An 18,481-nucleotide genomic window follows, 5' to 3' on the forward strand; every position below is an offset into this window, starting at 1 on the left:
GCGCTTCGACGAACTCAAGCCGCCGTCAGGAAAACGTCCCCGCCACCTTGGTGTCGGTTTCCTCGAACACGGCATCCGGCACGAAGAAGTCGGCCGCCAGCGGTCCCTTGGCGCCCGGCGCGTATTGGGAGAAATCCGTCACGCCTTCTTCCCGCAAGACCAGTTCGTCGATGAAGAAATTGCCGGTGCAGTCGCGCGACGGCCGGTTGAGGATGGCATAGGCCGCGTCCGCCATGATCTCCGGCGCCCGGCTCATCGAGGCCACCGCCTCGCCGCCGAGCAGGTTGCGCACGGCCGCCGTATCGATCGCCGTCAGCGGCCACAGCGAGTTGACCGCGATCCCGTCCTTGGCGAACTCCGCGCTCATGCCCAGCGTGCACATCGACATGCCGAACTTCGCCATCGTGTAGGCGACGTGGTTCTTGAACCATTTCGCCTGCATGTCGAGCGGCGGCGCCAGGTTGAGGATGTGCGGGTTCTCGGCCTTCTTCAGGTGCGGAATGCACAGCTTCGACACCAGGAAGGTGCCGCGCGTGTTGATGTTGTGCATCAGGTCGTAGCGCTTCATGTCGGTCTGAAGCGTCCCGGTCAGCTGGATGGCGCTGGCGTTGTTGATGCAGATGTCGATGCCGCCGCAGGCGTCCACCGTCGCCTCGACGGCTTCCGCCACCTGCTCCTCGTTGCGGATGTCGCACAGGACCGGCAGCGCCTTGCCGCCGGCCTTCTCGATCTCCTCGGCCGCGGTGTGGATCGTGCCCGGCAGCTTCGGATGCGGCTCGGCGGTCTTGGCGGCGATGGTGATGTTGGCGCCGTCACGCGCCGCCCGGAGCGCGATCGCCAGCCCGATGCCACGCGATCCGCCGGAAATGAAGATGGTCTTGCCCTTCAGCGACATGCCGTTTCTCCCGTCTGATGTTCCCAACATTAGAGCACGAAGGCCGCGCGCGACCACCGCTTTTCGCAGGCCGCGGCGATCGGGAGCCGGCAGGCAGCTTGCGGTTTACATTTGCGGTCAGCGGGTTAAGCTCGTCACGTACCCTGTAGGACCGCGCGAGAAATGCCGGTCCGCCGCCCGGCGCGAGGTCACGAACCCGCGACCGCAAATTCCTCAAGCAAGATCGAGAAACAATGATGGCCGAAGTCAAGAGCGGCGACGTCGTTCGCATCCACTATACGGGCAAGCTGACCGACGGCACCGAATTCGATTCCTCCGCCGGACGCGACCCGCTCGAGTTCGAGGTCGGCGCCGGCCAGATCATTTCCGGCCTCGACGACCACGTGAACGGCCTGTCGGTCGGTGAGAAGAGTTCGGTGACCATCCCGGCCGCCCAGGCCTACGGACCGCATGATCCGAACCGGGTCCAGCCCGTGCCGCGCGCGCAGATCCCCGAAGGTATCGATCTTGCCGTCGGCACCCGCCTGCAGGCGACGACCCCGGATGGCCAGCCACTGGCTCTGACCGTCGTCGACCTCAGCGAAGAGGAGGTCACCGTCGACGCCAACCATCCGCTCGCCGGACAGGACCTGGTCTTCGACGTGGAGGTGGTGGAGATCGTCGCCGCCTGAGGCCACCGGCCTCACACATGCACCAGCCCGTCGCGCATCGCGATGGCGATGGCGTCGGTGCGGTTGGCCGCGCCGAGCTTGGCGATGATCGCGGCAACGTGGAACTTCGCCGTGTGCACCGAAATGTCGAGCCGGCGCGCAATCACCTTGTTGGGCGCGCCCTCGGCCAATAGCGCCAGCACCTCCGCCTCGCGCGGCGAAAGCGTCGTGCCCGGTCCGCGCGCCGGACCACGCTCGGCCGAGACCCGATAGCCGGCCGCCGCCAGCGTCAGCGCGGCGGCGATCAGCCCGGGATCGGCGCCGGCCGGCAGCACCGCGCTTGGCGGCGTCGTGCCGTCATGCGATGCCCCCTCGGACTGGAGCAGCACGAAGGGCACCGGAGAATTCTGCGGCCGCTGGTCGGTCAGCAGCACGTCGGGCTCGCCCTCGGCGTCGAGCCGCGACGGCAGCACGACCGAAAGGCCGTGCTCCTCGGAAAGAAGCCCCGCCAGTTCGTCGGCGCGCTCGGCGTCGGCGAGCGTGATCAGGACGGTCGTCGGCCCTGCGGCCATGCGCTTCCCTTCTGCCTGTTCCTGCCGGCACCGCCGCCTCAGGCGAGTGGCCGCGTACCGATCTTCACCGCAACCTCGCGCGCCTCGCCGCCACGCGAGACCGACAGCTTCGCCGTCGTGCCGACGCTGTCGCTGCCGAGCCGGCGGATCACCTCGCGCGGTCCGGAAATCGTCTCGCCGTCCCAACCGGTGACGATGTCGCCGAGCCTGAGGCCGGCTTGCTCCGCGGGGCCGTTCTTTTCCAGGCTCATCACCATTGCGCCGGCAACGTCCGATCCGCGCACCGGGTGCAGCCCGGCGCCGAGGAAGCCGCGCGCCATATAGCCCTTCTCGGCCAGGATTGGCGCCACCCGGTCGATGGTCGAGGCCGGGATGACGATTGCCCGGCGCCGCGGCCCGAACAGCATCATGCCGATCAGCCGCCCTTCCGCGTCGAGGACCGCGCCGCCGACGAAGCGCCCGTCGAGCGGTGCTGCCAGCGTGATGCGATGGTCGATCTGCCCGCCGCGCATCGAGCGCCAGGCAGGCCCGCAGGCGCTCACGGTGCCGAGGCTGGCGATCGGCGTCGCCTCGACGCGCCCGACGATCATCGCCAGAGCGCCGGCCTGCGGTGTTGCCGCCCGCTCGAACTCCTGGCTCGCAATGCCCTGCCCGGGCCGGATCAGCACGATGCCGGTCGACGGGTCGCGGCCCTGGATCGCCGCCTTGGCCGCACTGCCGTCGGCAAGAACCACGTCGATCTCGTCGTCGCCCTCGACCACTTCTTCGGCCGCGACAAAGAACCCGTCGCGCCAATGGAAGGCGCTGCCGCCGCGCAGCGGCCCGCCATGGATCGCCAGCGTCAGCGGCTCGGCCGTCTTTGCCAGTGCCGCTGTCGCGCGCGAGAATTCCGCAAGATCGAAACCGGCCATCTTCGCCTCCTGGTCCGTTCGCCTCGTGGAAATGTCGCCTGCACGCGGCCTCTTTCCTACTCGCCTGATGGTCAGTTGCGGGCCGAACTGGCCATCAGGGCAGGTTCCTGCGTGACCCGGTCAGTTCTCTTCGGCCGACAGCTCGAAACGCGCCACCACTGATGGCTGGATCAGCCCGGCATGCAAGCAAAGCAGGATGAGGTCTGCGTCGTGACCCGCCCCGGTCGCGATCGCCGCTTCGATCCTGTGCTCGATCGCCTTGGCCGGTTCGCGGCCGTTTGCCCGCTCGAACGCTTCCGCGCCGAGCGCGGAATAGGCGACGATACCCGCCGCCGGCGCGTAGGCATGCTCGGGCGGCTCGTCGCTGTCGAAATGGTCTTTCAGAAGGTTGACGATGGTCAGCTTCACGCCCTCGGGAACGAGTGCGGGGTGCAGATCGTGTGCCCTCAATGCGCCGTCGAGCTGGCGCAGATCGCCCGAGCGCCCGAAACGCCCCATGAAACCGATCGATGATCCCCGGCGCGCCATCGCCGCTCCGCCTGCTGCCGGCGGCCTTCGCACCGCCCTGACGCTAGGTGGGCCCGCGAGGCTGCCGCGTCAAGCACGGCAGTTCGTTCGTCTCTCGGTCGCGAGGGAAACTGCGGGATGACGAGGCATCGCCCGTCAGCCCGGCCGGCTCCGACCTCCCTCTCCGCGAAGAAGAGGGAGGTTGGCCTCAAGATGCTCGCCCGAGCAGGCAATGCACAGCGAGGTGCCGCCGGATGTCCGACGGTCGCCCGCGACCTGCATTGGCTTCACCCCGCCCAGGGCTCGGCCTTGTATTGCTCGGCGAACTCCTCGCTTGGCGGGATCGGCTTGATGACATCGATCAGCACCCCGTTCGGATCGGCGACGATGAAGTGACGCTGGCCGAAAGCCTCGTCGCGCAACGGCAGGAGGATGTTGAGACCCGCCGCCTTGACCCGCTCGTAGACGGCATCCGGGTCCGCCACCTCGAAATTGATCAGCAGGCTCTGCGTCGTGCCGCGCCCCGCCGCCGGGATGGTCTCATGGTCGCCCTTGACGATGCCGAGATTGACCCGCTTGTCCTCAGTCGACTGCAGGTGGACGTACCAGTCGGCGTCGAACAGCGCCTGGAAGCGGAAATGGTCGACGTAGAAGGCCTTGGTCTTTTCGACGTCGTCGGTCATCAGCACGGGGTAGTAGGAGGTGGTCTTCATCGGGCTTTCCTTTCGGCGCAGATAAACATACAATCTGTATGCATGTTCTAACTAACATACAGGCTGCATGTATGCAACAGGAATCCAAACGGCGAACTAACCGCGAGCGCACCGAGGCGATGCGCGCCCAGCTCATCGCCGCCGGCCGCGCGCTTTTCACCGACAAGGGCTATGCCGAGACCGGCACGCCGGAGATCGTGGCGGCCGCCGGCGTCACCCGCGGCGCGCTCTATCACCATTTCGCCGACAAGCAGGCGCTGTTTCGGGCTGTGGTCGTGGAGGAGGCGACGCGGGTCGCCGAGGAGATCGAGCGCGGCGCGCCGTCCGACATTCCCGTGCGCGACGCGTTGATCGCCGGAGGCGAGGCGTTCCTGGAGGCGATGCGCGCGCCCGGCCGCACCCGGCTGTTGCTGCTGGACGGTCCGGCCGTGCTTGGCCGCGCCGACATGGACGAGATCGACGCCACCGTCGGCGGCACGCGGTCGCTGCGCGAGGGCCTGGCGCTTGCCATGGCCGCGGGCGCCATTCGCCGCATGCCGCTCGAAGCTTTGACGCTGCTATTGTCCTCGGCCTATGACCGGGCAGCTCTCGCGGTGGACGCCGGCGCGCCGGCACGGCCTTTCCTCGAAATCCTGACCGCCTTCATCGATGGCCTGGCACGACGAAGTGAGGGCGGCCCGGCGCTTTAGGAGTTCGCGGCCCGTTCGCTCGCCGCGAGGTCGGCCGTGGTCTTGGCGAGCCGAAAGGCCAGCTCGCGGATGATCCGCCCGGCCAGTTCCGGAAATTCCTTGATCAGTTCGAGGAAATAGCCCTTGCCGATCTTGAGCGCGATCAGCTTGCCGTTGGCGCGCACCGTCGCCGAGCGCGGCGCGTCGCAGAAGACCGACATCTCGCCGACCAGCGCGTGGTCCTTGAGTTGCGCCACCACCACTTCGCTGCCGCCGGTTTCCGAGACGATATCGGCCGTGCCGCTCAACACGATGAAGGCGCTGTCGCCCTCGTCGCCCTGGCGAAACAGAACCTGCCCGTCCGCGAACTCGACCTTGTCGCAGGCATAGGCGAGCAGCTTCAGCTTCGCCGGCTCGATCGAGGCGAACAGGGGGATCTTGCGGAGCACTTCAACTTCGTCACTTAGCGTGCGCATTATCTTTCGCCCCTTCGGTGTCGCCGGCCGGCGCGGCGCTTTCCGCCGCGTCCTGTCCGGTTTCTACCGCTTCCTCGCGCAATGTAGCATTGCGGTAAATGATAGTGCGGTCAAAGCGCGCGGCCAGTTCGTCGTCAAGCAGCACCGCGACCAGCCCCGGATTCCAGTCTTCGTCGCTCAGGAGCGGCCGGTCCAGAATCCGGTTCATGATGTCGCGCCGCCCGGCGGCGTCCATCGCGCCCAGCACTTCGTTGAAGATGATGATGTCGGGCTTCTTGATCAATGCCCGCGCCACGCGCAGCTTCTGGCGTTGCATCTCCGACAGCCGCCGCCCGCCATTGCCCATTTCGAAGTCGAGCCCGGCGTCGAGGAGCCCGTTCGAAATGCCGGTGCGTGAAATCAGCTCCTGCACCGCCGCCAGCACCCGCTCCTTGCCGTCGACCACCGAGGAGCTGATGCGCCCCAGCAGGATGTTGTCGAGCACCGTCGCAGTAGGGTTGTAGCGGTCGGGGTCATGGAAGAAGACCGGCGCCGCCTCCATTTCGGCTACCACCTCGCGCACATTGGCGCGCGCCGCCAGCACCGCCGCCTTGATCTCCTCGTCGACCACGCCGAAGCGGCTCTGCGCCTCGCAATAGCCGAAAGCAATCCGCAGCAGTTCCTCCTTGTCGGTGAGTGCCTTGTCCTTCTTGGCCGCGCCGCGGCTCGCGGCTCCTTCCGGCGTCTGGCGGCCGGCCATCCTGAGCCGCGCCATCATTTCCTTCAGCCGCGCCACCTCCTCGAAGGTGACGTCGGCCACCGTCTCGAAGATCTTGCTGTCCGGTGCCAGGTCGCCGAACAGTTCGATGCGCGCTTCGGCGATGCGCATGCCCATGTCCTGCAGTCTTCCGCGCAACTCGTGCCGGTCGAGGATCGAGAGCAGCACCGGATTAGTCGGCAGCCCGTCCGGCTCCCAGGCCGGCATCCGCGCGGTCCCGAACAGCAGGTTCTCGCCCACCGTCGCCTGGTCGTTGTAGCGGTCGGGGTGGAACGGTTCGACGATGCCCTCGACGCCGAAGCTCGCGGCATTGTCGCGGAACTCGCGCCGCACCTCCACGATCTTGTCGCAGAAGGCCGGGTTGGCCTCGGGGTCGACCGTGCCCCTCAGTCCCAGGTCCTGTATCTGCAGCGACAGGCCGGAAATCTCCAGCACCTCGCGCACATGGCGGGCAAAGGCGTCCCCATCGGCGATGCCGAGCGTGGCCAGGTCGATCCAGTCGAGGTCTTCGCCCGGCGGCTCGCCTTGCAGCATGCCGTTCTTCACCTTGCCGATGCCATGCGTCTCGACATCGAGGCCCACCGGCTGGTTCTTCAGCACCATGGTAAGGTTGTCGCGAATGGTACCGGCCGGGAAGAAGCTGTTGGCGTCGACATAGGCGACGCGGCGCCCGGTAACGCTCTCGGGCAGATTGTCGAGCGACGTGCCGTCGAGCGCGATGGTGCCGGCAAGCGGCGACGTCAGCCGCGCCAGGGCCGCGCACAGGACATTGGCCGCCGTTCGCGCCGCGTCGTCGCCATGGGTGACGATCGCCACGCGTTCGCTCGGCGCAATCCGCATCGAGAGGTTTTCCAGGACCACACGCCCGGTCTCGTCCTCGAGCGTCGCCCGGTCGATCTGGAAGCCGTCCTTCAACGGCGCCACCGGCTTGCCGGCCATGTCCTGCACCGATGTCGGCAGCAGCCCGTCGTCGCGGAAACTGTCGACCGTCTGCTCGTAGCGTGCCTCGTTGATCAGCCGCAGCTGGTCGTAGTCGATCAGACCCTTGATCGGTCCCGGCAGGTCCTTGTAGGCGGCGATCACCGCCACCAGCTGTCCGATGTCGAGCCTGCCCGTGATGACGAAATAGCCGCCCAGTACGTAGAACAGGAACGACAGGAACTGCATCAGGAGGTTGTTGATGTATTTGACCAGGAACTTCCGCTGATAGAGCTCGAAGCGGATGTTGAGGATGGTCGACAGAAGCCCGAAATGCCGCGCCCGGGTGAAGTTCGACATGTCGTTGACGTGGATGTCGGGCGCCATCTCCACCGTCTCGGCGACCTGCCCGGAAAGCCTGCGCGCCTGCAGCTGCCGCTGCCGGCCAAGCTGGATCAGCTTGCGCCTGAGGCGCGGGATCAGCCACACCTGCAACCCGACGATCGCGATCGTCAGAAGGCCGAAATAGACCGACTGCAGGAACAGGAACAAGAGCCCGGTGATCGCCTGGCCGCCGAGGAAGATCGGCAGCGAGAAGGCATCGCCGACGAACTCGCCCAGCGGCTCGACCTCGTCCTTGATCACCGAAGCCGCTTCCGCCCCCTTCAGGTTGCGGAAACGTGCCACCCGGTAGCGCAGCACCCGGTCGAGCAGCGTGTAGCGCAATTGGCGCAGCAGGCTCTCGCCGAGCTTGCCCTTGTAGGTGTTCATGTAGAGCTTGAACCAGCCATTGGCGATCACCGCGGCCAGGAACAGGAAGCCGAGCGCGAACAGCATCGTCAGCCGGTCGAACTGGAAGCCGTCGAACAGGATGATCTCGCGCCCGAACAGTTGCTCGGCGAAGGGCAAAGGCAGGCGCAGGAAGGGCTGCGTCGCCCCGGCCCCGGAAAAGCCGTCGCCCTGGATCGGCCCGTTGACGATCTGCTTCGGCAGTTCCAGCGTGATGAAATAGAGCGGCATCGAGGCGATGATCACGACCAGAAGCCAGATCTGCTTCAGGCGCGAGTTCTGCCAGATGAATTTGAGCAGGTTGCGTTCCAACGCCGGCTCTACCCCTCACGCCCCGTCATGCCGAGTTTGCTAGATGTACATGCTGCGGAGCCGAGTTCAACCGCCCCGGCCTCGCGCGGCGCCCTCGGTTCAGCCGAAAAGCCGCTCGCCCTGTTCGTCGATCATCTGCTTTGCCTTGCGCAGCGACACGTCGACCGCGTCGTCAAGGGCGGCGAAGCGGTCGGCGCGGATCAGCCGGTGCTCCTTCACTTCGCCATCCACCTCCTTGGAGATGAGCGCGCAGGTCTGGAACTGGCCGCCCTCCTTGAAGGGCATCGCCTGGATACGGAAACCCTTGTGTTCGGTCTCGGCGGCCGGCTTGGGCTCGCCGGGTTCCTCGCCGCCGCCACCGAGCCCGAAAAGTCGTTTCAGCAAGGACATCCGATACTCCCGTCTCTGCCACCGACCGCCCGGTGCGGTCCGCGCCGTCATCCCCCCATATGTAACACGATTTGCCGCCGGTGCGGGCTGTCGCGGTGTTCGAACAGGTAAATCCCCTGCCAGGTGCCGAGCAGCATGCGCCCATTGGCGACCGGAATGCCGAGCGAGGTCTGCGTCAGCGCCGCCTTGATATGCGCCGGCATGTCGTCGCGCCCCTCGCTGCGATGCACGATCCAGCCCATGGACGGGTCGTCCGCCGGCGGCGCCAGGCGCGCGAAGAACGCCTTCAGGTCGCGCTGGACGCCGGGATCGGCGTTTTCCTGGATGATTAGCGAGCATGACGTATGCCGCACGAACACCGTCAGCAGCCCCTCGTCCGCCGATTCGCGCGCCACGAAGGCCGCTGCCTCGCCGGTGAATTCGTAGAGCCCCTGCCCCTGCGTCTCGATGGTCAGACTCGTCTGCGCCATGCGGGAAGCACCCGCTCAGAGCGGCGTCAGGCCGAGTGCCGTCAGACCGACGGAAATCCCCGGCACCCGCGCGCAGGCAAGTTCCTGGTCGGGCCCGACGTCGACAACGTCACGATATCCCTCGTCGCCAAGGCCGCGATGGACTCGTGTGGTCAGGCTGCCGGCATCGATCACCCAGACCTCCGGAATACCGTGGGCCGCGTAAACAGCGATCTTGCGCCCGCGATCATAGGAGAGGCTGCTGTCGCCGATCTCGATCGCAAGCAGCACGTCATGGCCGCGCAGATCACCGGGGAAGATCGCCCGCGGAAAAATGCAGAAATCCGGCTCGACGAAGCTCCTTTCGTCGAGCCGCAAGGTCGTTTCCGGCGCGATCTGTATATCGTCCGGGGCGGTCCTCTGGAGATGGCGGTTGAGTTCAACCTTCACCATTTCGTGGCGTCCGCCCTTCGGCGGCATCGGCACGACCTCCCCGCCTATCAACTCCAATCGCTCATCATCCGCGATGATCCCTGCCTGCACCATCGCCTCGATCTCGACAACGGTCCAGGCCCGCCGGGGCAGGCCTTCCGCTGCCTGTGTGGTGCCGTGGGGAGCCCGGTCGGTGATGATATGCTCGTTCATGTCGAAACCCTATCACGTTCTCACGACCGGCACACCGATCGGCGCGCTTTCCGACTTCGATCGAGCCGATCCGCGTCGCCGCCTGCACCACCGTATCCGCGCTCTATCCGAGCGAGTTGATGATCTCGCGATAGGCAGCCTCGGGAAACGCCTTCAAGGTGCGCGTCCTGATGTGGCCGCCGATGGCGAGCTTCAGCGCGAACCGCGCCATCACCGCGTCGTCGGGCGCCTCGCACACTGCCACCATGTCGCACTCGCCCATGGTCAGATAGAAGGCCCGGATCGAGCCGCCCATCGCCTCAAGTTCTTCCTTGGCTGTATCGAGCCGCTTCGGCGATTCGCGCGCCGCCTTCACGCCCTGTTCGGTCCAGTCGGCCAGAAGGATGTAGGTCGTCACGGGCACACCTCACGTTTTGGGGCGCCTTGTGCCGCATCGAAATCGTTTCCGGCGCCGGTTTTGGCCGTCGCACCGCCAGCCCGGATTATCGGCCGCGAGCATGGCGCCGGCAAGGCAGGGAACGGCTGCTGCCGCGACGCGTTATTGACCAGGATCAACGAATGGCCGCAAACTCGGCCTTAACTGGGATCCTATTCTCAAGGACAATGCCATGACCAACGTCGCCAAACGCAAGACCCAGCTGAAAAAACGCCTCGCCGAGCTCGATGACCGGCTCACCCGCATCGAGGACGAACTCGACGACGCGCCCAATCCCGACTGGGAGGACAGCGCGGTCGAAAGCGAGGGCGACGAGGTTCTGGAGCGGCTCGGTACAAGCGGCCAGGACGAGCAGCGCGCCATCGAGGCCGCGCTGAAGCGCATCGAGGCCGGCACCTATGGCATTTGCGTCAAATGCGAAAAGGAAATCTCCGAGGAACGCCTCGACGCCCTGCCTCACACGCCCTTCTGCCGCGAATGCGCCAGGACCGTGTAGCGGCCCTCAAACGGCAAGCTGGAAGATGAGCCCGGCAGTCACGGCGCCGGCAAATCCCAGCCCGAGATAGGCGGCAAAGACACCGCGCCCGACCAGCGACCACACCGCCGCCATGGCCGGGATCGAGCTCACCGCGCCGGCGACCATGAAGGCCATCGCCGCGCCGGCGCTCATGCCCTGCGTCATCAGCCCCGCGAGCAGCGGTGGCGCGACGTAGGAGTTGAGATAGGCCGGCATGCCGACGGCGGCCGCGACCGCGATCGAGAACGGACCCTCGCCGCCGACCAGGCCGGCAATCAGCTCGGCCGGCACATAGGTGATCAGCAGCGCCTCGAGCACATAGGCGAGCGTCAGCCACTTGATCAGGAACAGCGCGTTCTCGCGCAGCGCCTCGCCAAACGCTGTCCGCCGCTCGCCCTCGTTCCAGAAGCGCCACACCGGCCGGCCTTCGAGCGGCGACGGCCCGCAGCCGCAGCTTTTCGCCGGGATGGTCTTGAGCGGCTGCGCGAACAGCCCGCCGGCAATCATCGCCTTGACCACGAAACCGCCGAAGAGCCCCAGTGCCACAGCGGCCGCCGCCTTGCCGATCGCGAACGGCCAGCCGAGTGCTGCTGCGGTGATGAAAAGCGTCGGCGGATCGATCAGCGGCGACGAAAGCCAGAACGCCATGATCGCCGACAGCGGCGCGCCGGCCGCCAGCAGCGCCGCGATGAACGGGATCACCTCGCAGGAGCAGAACGGCGCCAGCCCGCCGAACAGCGCCGCCAGCAGGATCATGCGGTTTTCGCGTCCCTTGAAGGCGGTACCGAGGGCGCCTTCCGCGCCCGATGCCTTGAGCCCGGCAATCAGCAGCACCGCCAGCGCGATATAGGGCAGCGTGCTGGCCAATGCCGACGCTGCAATCGCCAGCACCTCGACGAACCGCTCGCGGTCGAGCAGCAACACCGCAAGCGGCGCCAGGACGACGATCGTCCAGGGAGTGGCGACCGTGGCGCGCAGCCGGCGGCCGGCGAACAGGCTGTCATGAACGGCGTCGGTCACGTCAACTCTCCTTGCCTTCGTCGGCACAGCATTCCTTGAGGATGTAGCCGGCCAGCGCTTCCAGATGGTCGAAAGCGGCGCGGTTGAGCACGGTGCGCCCGCTCTTTTCCTGCGCCACCAGCCCGGCCGAGGTCAAAAACCGCAGATGATGCGCGAGCGTCGAGGCGGGCATGCCGGTGCGGGCCCGGATGTCGCCGACCGACAGGCCGCTGTTGCCGGCACGCACCAGCACCAGCACCACCTGCAACCGCGCTTCCGAGCCGATCGCGGCGAAACCCTGCGCCGCCTCCTCGATCGACAGATTGCCATCAGGAAAAACCATAAATCTGGTTATATAGTTTCTTTTAGCTACGTCAAGAGGCCACGCGTCCGCCGCCCGGCCTGTTGCTTCCTATCTGTCCGATTGCTGCTCGTTTGCCGCGACGCCCTCAGGCGGCGCCGGGCGCCCCCAGATAGCCGAGCACGGCGCGGTCGAGCCGCCGGCACAGACCGTCGAAGTCGCGTTCGCCGGTCTGCACGGCGGCCTCCACCATGCCGTGACACATGGCGATGAGGTCGAAGGCGACGGTCTCGGCGTCACCCACCCCACGCTCTGCGAGAACCCCGATGACCAGCGCGCGCAGTTTCGCCTTCAGCGCCATCGTCTCTTCGTCCAGCGGCAGGTCGGCTTCCTCGCGCTCCAGCGCCTGCGCCAGCGCCGGCCGCCGAAGATGGTGCTTCACCGCCGCGCGCACCAGCGCCTTCGCCGTCCCGGCAAGATTGGCGTCTCGCGACGCCACCACCGCCGCCTCGAAATCAGCGAGCATCTCGCGCCGCATCTGGCGGATCAGCGCCGCCAGGATCGCCTCCTTGCCCGGATAATACTGGTAGAGCGAACCGACCGAGATGCCGGCCCTTTCCGCCACGTGGTTGGTCGTCAAGCCCTGCCGCCCGTCCTGTTCCAGAATGCGAGCAGCCGCCTCCATTACCGCCTCGCAGGTGGCGCGGCTGCGCCCCTGCAGCGGGGATTTGCGCGGGTTGAGCTTGCCGACGGTGGCGTTCATGCGATGCGAGTACCAAAAGCGAGCAATTATTCGCATCATGGCTCGCAACGACACCCGTGACAAGCCAGAGCACGCTTCACAACAGCCAGATGCCGAAAACCCTCGATTTTTCAGGCCGCAAGGTGCTTCTGACCGGCGGCGCGCGCGGCATCGGCCGCGAGATGACGCGCCTGCTCGTCGCCCGCGGCGCCCGTATCGTCGCGATCGGCCGCGACGCCGCCACGCTGGAGGCGCTGCGCCAGGCGCATCCGGGCGCCGTCCTCACCCGCCAGGCCGATCTGGCCGACGCCGAAGCGGTCGCCAACCTTGCCCGCTGGATCGCTGCCGACCACGCCGATACCAGCGTGCTCATCAACAACGCCGCCATCATGAACCATTGCGAGCTCATGACGCCGTCGCCGGCACGGTTCGACGACATCGCGCTCGAGATCGCGATCAACCTCACCGCGCCGATGAAACTCTCGGCCGCGCTGCTGCCGGTATTGGGCGCGCACCCTTCCGCGGCGATCGTCAACGTCACCACCGGGCTTGCCATCGCCCCCAAGCGGGGTGCCGCCGTCTATTGCGCCACCAAGGCCGGCCTGCGCAGCTTCACGCGATCCTTGCGCGACCAGTGCCGCCATGCCGGCCTGCCGATCCAGGTCAGCGAAGCGGTTATGACGCTGGTCGACACCACGCTCTCAAGTGCGGCCCCGAAAAAATACCCGCCGGAGCGGGCCGCGGCCGACGTCATCGCCGGCGTCGAGAGGGGCCGCGACGAGATCTGGATCGAGAAGACGAAGCTCTTGCGCGTTGTCCACCGGCTGTCGCCGGCCCTTGCCTGCCGCATCATGCGTGACCGCTGAGGAGGAAAGATGCCCGCCACCCGCGCCGCCGAGTTCGGCCTGTTCTCGCGCCAGATCCTGCGCCACCCGCGCCAGGTTTCAGCGCTCGCGCCGTCATCGCCCGGGCTCGCCGCCATGATGGCGCGGCAACTGCCGGTGACGGCCACCCGCGTCGCCGAGTTCGGCGCCGGCCTCGGCAGCCTCACCCGCGCCATTCTCGCGGCCGGCATTGCGCCGCATGACCTGACCCTGTTCGAGGTCAACGACACCTTCTGCGCCAGCCTGCGCGCTGCCTTCCCCGGTGTCGCGATCGTCAACGGCCCGGCCCAGGGGCTCGCCGCAACCGAGGCCGGCAGTCTCGACGCGGTCGTTTCCGGCCTGCCGCTTTTGTCGATGCCGGCCGACACCCAGCGCGACATTCTCGCCGCCGCCTTCCATGCGCTGGCGCCCGACGGCGTCTATATCCAGTTCACCTACGGGCTGTTCGCACCGCTGCGCGCCGCGGTCGCACGTGATCTCGGGCTCACCGCCACCCGCACCGCCCGTGTCTGGAAAAACATCCCGCCCGCCACCGTCTACGTCTATCGCCGCGCGCGCAACGGCACGGCATGAAAAAAGCCCGGCTCCATGGCCGGGCTTTTCTTCTCGTTTCGCAGCAAATCCGGTCAGCTGTCGAGAAAACTCCTCAGCTTCCGCGACCGGCTCGGGTGCTTCAGCTTCCTCAGCGCCTTGGCCTCGATCTGGCGGATGCGCTCGCGGGTCACCGAGAACTGCTGACCGACCTCTTCCAGCGTATGGTCGGTGTTCATGCCGATGCCGAAACGCATGCGGAGCACGCGCTCCTCGCGCGGGGTGAGCGAGGCCAGCACCCGCGTCGTGGTCTCGCGCAGATTGGCCTGGATCGCGGCGTCGATCGGCAAGACCGCATTCTTGTCCTCGATGAAGTCGCCGAGATGCGAATCCTCCTCGTCGCCGACCGGCGTTTCGAGGCTGATCGGCTCCTTGGCGATCTTCAGCACCTTGCGCACCTTTTCCAGCGGCATGGCGAGCTTCTCGGCCAGTTCCTCCGGCGTCGGCTCGCGGCCGATCTCGTGCAGCATCTGGCGCGAGGTCCTGACGATCTTGTTGATCGTCTCGATCATGTGCACCGGGATGCGGATGGTGCGCGCCTGGTCGGCGATCGAGCGCGTGATCGCCTGCCGGATCCACCATGTCGCATAGGTGGAGAACTTGTAGCCGCGGCGATACTCGAACTTGTCGACCGCCTTCATCAGGCCGATATTGCCTTCCTGGATCAGGTCGAGGAACTGCAGCCCGCGATTGGTGTATTTCTTGGCGATCGAGATCACCAGCCGCAGGTTCGCCTCCACCATCTCCTTCTTGGCGATGGCGGCCTCGCGCTCGCCCTTCTGGACCTGGTTGACGATCTTGCGGAATTCCTGGATCGAGATCGCCGTCTCCTGGGCGAGGTTCTGGATCTCGGTGCGCAGCGCGCGGATCGTCGTGCCTTCGCTCTTGGTGAACTCCTTCCAGCCGCGGCTGGAAAGGTTGGCGATGCGCCGGGTCCAGTTCGGGTCGAGCTCGGAGCCCTGATATTCCTTGATGAACTCCTCGCGGCGGATGCCGTAGCTTTCTGCCAGCCGCAGCAGCCGGCCCTCGTTCTGCACCAGGCGCTTGTTGATGTCGTAGAGCTGCTCGACCAGCGCCTCGATGCGGTTCTGGTTGAGCGACAGCGACTTCACCGCCTTGATCAGCTCTTCCTTGAGCTTCTTGTACGAGCGTTCCTGGCTCGGCGACAGCGAGCCCGACGCGGCCAGCCGGTTTTCCACCTGCTGGTCCTGCAGCTTGCGCAATTTCTTGTAGGTGTCGGCGATGACGTCGAGCGTCTCCATCACCTGCGGGCGCAGTTCGGCCTCCATCGCCGCCAGCGACAGGTTGGCCTCGTCTTCCTCGTCGTCCTCTTCCTCGGGCTGGCCCTCGCCGCCGACATTGGTGATGTCGTCGTCGGGGCGGCCGCGGCGGGCGTTGCGCGGATCGTCCTTCTTCGGCGCCTCGTCGTCTTCCTTGCGCTCGATCGCCGGCGCCTGCTTGGCCTCCGGGCCGGCATAGGTCGCCTCCAGGTCGATGATCTCGCGCAGCAGGATCTTGGCCTCGTTGAGCTCGTCGCGCCAGATGATGATCGCCTGGAAGGTCAGCGGGCTTTCGCAAAGCCCCGCGATCATGGTCTCGCGGCCGGCCTCGATCCGCTTGGCGATCGCGATCTCGCCCTCGCGCGACAAAAGCTCCACCGAGCCCATCTCGCGCAGATACATGCGCACCGGGTCGTCGGTACGGTCCGTCGGCTCCTTCTTGGTCGTCGTCTGCGCGACCGCGGTGCCGGTCTGCTCGGCGACCTCGGTCGATTCTTCCTCGCCGCCGCTGCCGCCGTCCTGCTCGTTGTCCTCGCCGGCCTCGTCGTCCTCGACGACGTTGATGCCCATGTCGGACAGCATCGCCATCGTGTCCTCGATCTGCTCCGAGGTCACCTCCTCGGAGGGGAGCACGGCGTTGAGCTCGTCCATGGTCACATAGCCGCGCTTCTTGGCGACCTTGATCATCTTCTTGACGGCGTCGTCGGAAAGATCGAGCAGCGGGCCGTCCGGTCCGCCTTCGCGTTCGGTCTCGGCTTCTTCTTTTTCCTTGGTCGCCATATTTTTCTCCAACCTGGCGGAACGCGTGTTTGCCGCTTCGCGTTCCCGGGGGCGGTCCGGGCGCCTGCCCCGTCCACAGCGCCTACCTGCTGCGCGTTAAAGCCCGATTAACCCTGACGTGATCGTGCACCCTGCCTGCCGCGTCACGCCCAAATGTCGAACGGCGGCGGTGTTGCCGGCCTGTGCCAGCCTTTCGTTAACGAATTCGAACCGCCCTGATTCCGTCATTTCCCTGCAACGTCAAGCCGCGTTGCGCCGATTCGCGCGAAAAAATGCCCGAATGCATCAGCTTCGGGCCGTTCTTCCCGACAACACGCCAAATCCGTCAATGAGTGCTTCGGTCGCTTGTGCATCGCGCAGCTGGGTCTGAATCTCCAGCAATTGCCGGTAGTTCTCCTCGGTCGGTTCGGAAGCGAGTGCGGCCTCCGCCGCCTTGAGTTCCCTATGTAGTGCGCCCGCCGAACGGTGCAAGTGAAGCGCCTGCAGGAAGGCTTCGCGCGCATCGTCGCGCGCCGCCTCGGCCAGCGCCGGCCATTGCCTGGCGCGCCGCACCAGCGCCTCGGCCGCCTCCCACGCCGGTCCCAGCCCGGCCCGCGCCAGCCAGTTCACCACGGCCTCGCGCGTCGCCGCCGCGTCATGGGCGACCGCGTCGAGCAGCCCGCCATGCAGGCCTTTCAGGTCGGGATGCGGGAAGTCGAGCCTTTCCACCGCGTCGAAATTCTCGTCGATCAGCCCCGGATGGTTGACCAGCGAGACCAGGATCACCGTCTCGCGCAGCGGCATCGTGCCGGCCGATTGCCTGACCAGTGCCGAACGCGCAAGGCTCGGCGAGACCGCCAGCCGCCCGGCGGCGTGGGCGGCGCGACCGCGGCCGGACGGGCCGGCCTCCTGCCATGGGCGGTTTTCCTGCCACGGCCGCTTCTCGGTGCGGGACGAGCCAAAATAGGCCTGCACGCGCTCGCGCATGTCCTGACCGTAATGGCGGCGCACGCTCTCGTCGCGGATGCGCCCGGCGAGCTCGCGCAGCCGCTTTTCCAGGTCGGCGCGGCGCTCCGGCGTGTCGAACACGCCGCCTGCGGTCTCGCGCTGCCAGATCATCTCTGCCAGCGGCCGCGCTTCCGCCAGCACCCGGCCAAAGGCGTCCGCCCCGCCGGCCTTGACCAGATCGTCCGGATCCTGCCCCTCCGGCATCAGCGCGAAGCGCACGCTGCGCCCCGGCGCGATCGCCGGCAGCGCCAGGTCGGCGGCGCGCCACGCCGCCTTCAGCCCGGCCTGGTCGCCGTCGAAGCAAAGTACCGGCTCCGCCGACATGCGCCACAACAGTTCGAGCTGCCTCTCGGTCAGCGCGGTGCCGAGCGGCGCGACGGCATTCTCGATGCCGGCCTGCGCCAGTGCGATCACGTCCATATAGCCTTCGACCGCGATCACCTGGCCGTCGCGGCCCTGCCCTTTGCGGGCGCGCGCCAGATTGTAGAGCACCTCGCCCTTGTGGAAGAGCTCGGTGTCGTTGGAGTTGAGATATTTCGCCGCCACCTCCGGCGACATGGCGCGCCCGCCGAAGGCGATCACCCGCTCGCGCGCATCCTCGATCGGAAACATGATGCGGTCGCGGAAGCGGTCATAGGAGACCGGAATGTCCTCGCCATGGACAAGGAGCCCGCAGGCTTCCATCTGCTCCACGGTCACGTTCTTGCCGGCGAGAAAGTTCTTCAGCGCGTTGCGGCTGTCGGGCGCATAGCCGAGACGGAAGCGCTGCTGGGTCGCCGAGGTCAGCCCGCGGTCGCGCAGATAGGCGCGTGCAGCAGCACCCGCCTGCGCCTGCAGCTGCTCCTGGAAGAAGCGTGCCGCCATGTCCATCACTTCGGTCAGGCTGGCGCGGACCTTTTCGCGCTTTTCGGCCTCCGGGTCGCGCGCCGGCATCGGGACGCCGGCCATCTCTGCCACCCGCTCCACCGCTTCCGGAAAGCTCATCCCGTCGAGTTCGGTCAAAAAACGGAAATGGTCGCCGGAAACCCCGCAACCAAAGCAGTGATAGCGTCCCTTCCTGTCCTCGCAGTGAAAGGACGGCGACTTTTCGCCGTGAAACGGGCAGCAGGCCCAATAGTCGCCGCGCGAGGCGTTGGTCTTGCGCCGGTCCCACGTCACGCGCCCCCCGATCACCGATGAAATCGGCACGCGGTCGCGGATCTCGTCGAGGAAACTGGGCGAAAAGCGCATCGGACAAAAGGCCTCCGCCCTCCATATAGGCGCGCCCGCCCCCCCGGGCGAGCGCAATCGCGCCGCCATTCCCGGTTTTCAC

General features: G+C 66.8%; 21 protein-coding genes. 5 read left to right on the plus strand and 16 right to left on the minus strand.

The annotated features are described in order from the left end of the window. Positions 1-25: 25 nt before the first annotated feature. Positions 26-895, minus strand: a complete 870-nt coding sequence (locus FQ775_RS11070; RefSeq protein WP_146299234.1) for an SDR family oxidoreductase — start codon at positions 893-895, stop codon at positions 26-28. A gap of 236 nt (positions 896-1,131) precedes the next feature. Here FQ775_RS11070 and FQ775_RS11075 point away from each other — a divergent pair, with 236 nt between their 5' ends. Then, positions 1,132-1,566 carry an FKBP-type peptidyl-prolyl cis-trans isomerase gene (locus FQ775_RS11075; protein ID WP_146301903.1) on the plus strand — a complete coding sequence of 145 codons (435 nt, stop codon included), beginning with the start codon at positions 1,132-1,134 and terminating at the stop codon, positions 1,564-1,566. Between the two features lie 11 nt (positions 1,567-1,577). Here FQ775_RS11075 and FQ775_RS11080 read toward each other — a convergent pair whose 3' ends face one another. From FQ775_RS11080 to FQ775_RS11095, 4 genes are all read right to left on the minus strand, one after another. Continuing rightward, the gene (locus tag FQ775_RS11080; protein WP_146299235.1) at positions 1,578-2,117 is read right to left on the minus strand and encodes a helix-turn-helix transcriptional regulator; all 540 of its coding nucleotides are present in this window, start codon (positions 2,115-2,117) and stop codon (positions 1,578-1,580) included. A gap of 38 nt (positions 2,118-2,155) precedes the next feature. Next, the gene (locus FQ775_RS11085) at positions 2,156-3,028 is read right to left on the minus strand and encodes a S1C family serine protease (RefSeq protein ID WP_146299236.1); all 873 of its coding nucleotides are present in this window, start codon (positions 3,026-3,028) and stop codon (positions 2,156-2,158) included. A 120-nt stretch (positions 3,029-3,148) separates the two neighbouring features. After that, complete coding sequence (locus tag FQ775_RS11090; protein ID WP_146299237.1) at positions 3,149-3,556, minus strand: hypothetical protein; 408 nt, start codon at positions 3,554-3,556, stop codon at positions 3,149-3,151. 266 nt (positions 3,557-3,822) lie between these two features. Then, a complete protein-coding gene (locus FQ775_RS11095; RefSeq protein WP_146299238.1) occupies positions 3,823-4,248 on the minus strand; it encodes a VOC family protein in 426 nt (141 codons plus the stop codon). Between the two features lie 71 nt (positions 4,249-4,319). Here FQ775_RS11095 and FQ775_RS11100 point away from each other — a divergent pair, with 71 nt between their 5' ends. After that, positions 4,320-4,937: a TetR/AcrR family transcriptional regulator gene (locus FQ775_RS11100; RefSeq protein ID WP_146299239.1), complete on the plus strand. Its 618-nt coding sequence runs from the start codon at positions 4,320-4,322 to the stop codon at positions 4,935-4,937. Here the strand turns inward: FQ775_RS11100 and FQ775_RS11105 are convergent. From FQ775_RS11105 to FQ775_RS11130, 6 genes are all read right to left on the minus strand, one after another. Further along, on the minus strand, positions 4,934-5,365 hold the full coding sequence (locus FQ775_RS11105) for a cyclic nucleotide-binding domain-containing protein (protein ID WP_349291510.1): 432 nt from the start codon (positions 5,363-5,365) through the stop codon (positions 4,934-4,936). The genes FQ775_RS11100 and FQ775_RS11105 overlap by 4 nt on opposite strands. A gap of 10 nt (positions 5,366-5,375) precedes the next feature. Continuing rightward, positions 5,376-8,168, minus strand: coding sequence for an ABC transporter transmembrane domain-containing protein (locus FQ775_RS11110; protein ID WP_146299241.1), 2,793 nt, complete (start codon positions 8,166-8,168; stop codon positions 5,376-5,378). Positions 8,169-8,267: 99 nt separating this feature from the next. After that, on the minus strand, positions 8,268-8,558 hold the full coding sequence (locus tag FQ775_RS11115) for an HlyU family transcriptional regulator (RefSeq protein ID WP_146299242.1): 291 nt from the start codon (positions 8,556-8,558) through the stop codon (positions 8,268-8,270). A gap of 47 nt (positions 8,559-8,605) precedes the next feature. Further along, complete coding sequence (locus FQ775_RS11120) at positions 8,606-9,028, minus strand: secondary thiamine-phosphate synthase enzyme YjbQ (RefSeq protein WP_146299243.1); 423 nt, start codon at positions 9,026-9,028, stop codon at positions 8,606-8,608. Between the two features lie 15 nt (positions 9,029-9,043). Continuing rightward, positions 9,044-9,652: a Uma2 family endonuclease gene (locus FQ775_RS11125; RefSeq protein WP_146299244.1), complete on the minus strand. Its 609-nt coding sequence runs from the start codon at positions 9,650-9,652 to the stop codon at positions 9,044-9,046. Positions 9,653-9,755: 103 nt separating this feature from the next. Further along, complete coding sequence (locus FQ775_RS11130; RefSeq protein ID WP_146299245.1) at positions 9,756-10,049, minus strand: GYD domain-containing protein; 294 nt, start codon at positions 10,047-10,049, stop codon at positions 9,756-9,758. Between the two features lie 211 nt (positions 10,050-10,260). On the opposite strand from FQ775_RS11130, the gene FQ775_RS11135 reads away from it, so the two are divergent. Continuing rightward, on the plus strand, positions 10,261-10,584 hold the full coding sequence (locus tag FQ775_RS11135; protein ID WP_146299246.1) for a TraR/DksA family transcriptional regulator: 324 nt from the start codon (positions 10,261-10,263) through the stop codon (positions 10,582-10,584). A gap of 6 nt (positions 10,585-10,590) precedes the next feature. Here the strand turns inward: FQ775_RS11135 and FQ775_RS11140 are convergent, their stop codons facing one another. The 3 genes from FQ775_RS11140 to FQ775_RS11150 form a co-directional block, all read right to left on the minus strand. Then, positions 10,591-11,625: a permease gene (locus FQ775_RS11140; protein WP_206064862.1), complete on the minus strand. Its 1,035-nt coding sequence runs from the start codon at positions 11,623-11,625 to the stop codon at positions 10,591-10,593. 1 nt (position 11,626) lies between these two features. Next, positions 11,627-11,947, minus strand: coding sequence for an ArsR/SmtB family transcription factor (locus FQ775_RS11145; RefSeq protein WP_146299247.1), 321 nt, complete (start codon positions 11,945-11,947; stop codon positions 11,627-11,629). A 106-nt stretch (positions 11,948-12,053) separates the two neighbouring features. Next, entirely contained in the window at positions 12,054-12,668 is a 615-nt protein-coding gene (locus tag FQ775_RS11150; RefSeq protein ID WP_146299248.1) for a TetR/AcrR family transcriptional regulator, read from the minus strand. An 89-nt stretch (positions 12,669-12,757) separates the two neighbouring features. Between FQ775_RS11150 and FQ775_RS11155 the strand changes: the two genes are divergently transcribed. After that, a complete protein-coding gene (locus tag FQ775_RS11155; protein WP_146299249.1) occupies positions 12,758-13,513 on the plus strand; it encodes an SDR family oxidoreductase in 756 nt (251 codons plus the stop codon). A gap of 9 nt (positions 13,514-13,522) precedes the next feature. Then, positions 13,523-14,104 (plus strand): class I SAM-dependent methyltransferase, encoded by a 582-nt coding sequence (locus FQ775_RS11160; protein ID WP_146299250.1) that lies wholly within the window; start codon positions 13,523-13,525, stop codon positions 14,102-14,104. Positions 14,105-14,157: 53 nt separating this feature from the next. On the opposite strand, the gene rpoD is transcribed toward FQ775_RS11160, so the two are convergent. Both rpoD and dnaG read right to left on the minus strand, forming a co-directional pair. Then, a complete protein-coding gene (gene rpoD, locus FQ775_RS11165; RefSeq protein ID WP_146299251.1) occupies positions 14,158-16,182 on the minus strand; it encodes an RNA polymerase sigma factor RpoD in 2,025 nt (674 codons plus the stop codon). 285 nt (positions 16,183-16,467) lie between these two features. Next, positions 16,468-18,399, minus strand: coding sequence for a DNA primase (dnaG, locus tag FQ775_RS11170; RefSeq protein WP_146299252.1), 1,932 nt, complete (start codon positions 18,397-18,399; stop codon positions 16,468-16,470). Positions 18,400-18,481 lie beyond the last annotated feature (82 nt).

The organism is Nitratireductor mangrovi, assembly GCF_007922615.2.
Classification (GTDB): domain Bacteria; phylum Pseudomonadota; class Alphaproteobacteria; order Rhizobiales; family Rhizobiaceae; genus Mangrovimarina; species Mangrovimarina mangrovi.